At 31.6% G+C, this 1,694-nt stretch carries 1 protein-coding gene; it reads right to left on the bottom strand.

Annotated elements, in window-relative coordinates; all coding sequences use genetic code 11:
- Positions 1-85: 85 nt before the first annotated feature.
- Complete coding sequence (gene hflK, locus WG67_RS03555) at positions 86-1,120, bottom strand: FtsH protease activity modulator HflK (RefSeq protein WP_010962866.1); 1,035 nt, start codon at positions 1,118-1,120, stop codon at positions 86-88.
- Positions 1,121-1,694 lie beyond the last annotated feature (574 nt).

Below are 1,694 nucleotides of genomic sequence, written 5' to 3'. Positions count from 1 at the left end.
CGCACAACAAATATTGAATTAAATAAAACAATCAATAAAACAACAAATACAGAAACAAAAACAATTTTAATATTACTACTCATGGTTATTTTCCTAAATTTGTAAGAGGTAAATAAGAAAACATACCTTTCAGATCATCAGTTACAACAACTTTGTCTACCTTACTGAAAATATTTTCCATAGTTTCAAGATAAATACGATTCTTAACGAGAGAAGGATTCTGTCTATATTCCTCATAAAGAGATAAAAAGCGATTTGCATTACCTTTTGCTTCATTTATTATTTCATTTTCATATGCTTGTGCATCTAATTTTATCTTTATCGCTTCACCCTTTGCTCGAGGTATAATATCATTATTATAAGCATATGCTTCGTTTATAGTACGCTCTTTGTCTGCACGAGCACTTTGTACATCTCTAAACGAACTGATTACTTTTTCTGGTGGATCAATTTTTTTCATTTGAACAGATAAAATCTCTATACCCATTTGGTATCCATCAAGAATCTGCTGCAATAGAATTCTAGTATCTCTAGAAATTTCTGGTCTGCCTTGACCAAGTGCAAAAGAGATCGTATTTTTACCTATTATTTCTCTCATGGCACTTTCAGCAGCATTTTTAACACTGAAACCGGGTTTGTAATCCCGCACTTTGAATAAATAGTCCTTAGCATCTCTAACGCGCCACTGAACCTCGAAGTTAACGTTGACTATATTTTCATCTCCAGTTAGCATCACGCCTTCACCGCGATCTGTATCTCGCCCATAAGAACTACTTACCCCAATTTCTTCACGATTTACTTCCTTAACGTTCACTTTAAAAACCTTGCCAATAGGGTAGGGGAAGTGATAACGCAAACCAGGTGTTTCTGTATTAGAATATTTACCAAAGGTAAGTTCTATACTTTCTTCACTAGGATGGACAATATAAAAGCCAGTGCAAGCATAGAACAGCAAAATAATGAAAATGATGAAATAAGGTTTTTTGCCCCTGTTTCTGGTTAATCCATTAAGAAAGAACCTTATATCAGATACAGCTTTACTTAAAATATCTTCATTATTAGGAGTTTTGTTCCCTACCGGTTTCTTTCCCAGATTCCAAGGATTATTATCATCAAACATAATGATTGATTCTATAATTAATACGCTAATATTACTTCTTTAATAAGAAAATGCAAACATAAATTGCTATTTTATTTACAAATTAATCATCAGGATGGAAAACATGATCGTACACTTCCTTTTCTCTATGTAATATGGTCGACTCTATGGAATTTTCTGGCTTTTTTTTGAATTCTTTGTTGTCACTCTTTAAGTGCACTACGTCTTTGTGAAAATGGGAATTATACCTAAATAGTAAAGCTATTATTATTAAAGTTATAACAGCCAAAAAGATGAGTGTTCTTTTTCTATACTTCATAAATGCTGCAGCTTCTTGACCTAATTTTCTATGTTACCACAAAACACGTCAAGCGAAATTATTTGAAGACAAATAAATACTGGCAATCAATTTAACACTAACTTAAGAATCAAGGAATACAATTATAATATATTTAATTAATAGTGAGGTTTAAAATGTTACATAATGAAAAAAATTCAAATTCTGTTGGAACTCAACAAAACCAACCAGAAGATAGTTTTGATTTGAATAAAACGATGCAAAATCTACCAAATTCAGATATTGCTAATGGCCATC

Origin of the sequence: Wolbachia endosymbiont of Drosophila incompta (assembly GCF_001758565.1) — a bacterium.
GTDB lineage: Bacteria > Pseudomonadota > Alphaproteobacteria > Rickettsiales > Anaplasmataceae > Wolbachia > Wolbachia pipientis.
Note: the sequence above shows the minus strand (reverse complement) of the source record. Positions and strands in the feature narration are given on the sequence as shown.

Excerpts from the sequence above, each read along its gene's own strand:
- hflK (WP_010962866.1), bottom strand. The coding sequence starts at position 1,120 with ATGTTTGATGATAATAATCCTTGGAATCTGGGAAAGAAACCGGTAGGG.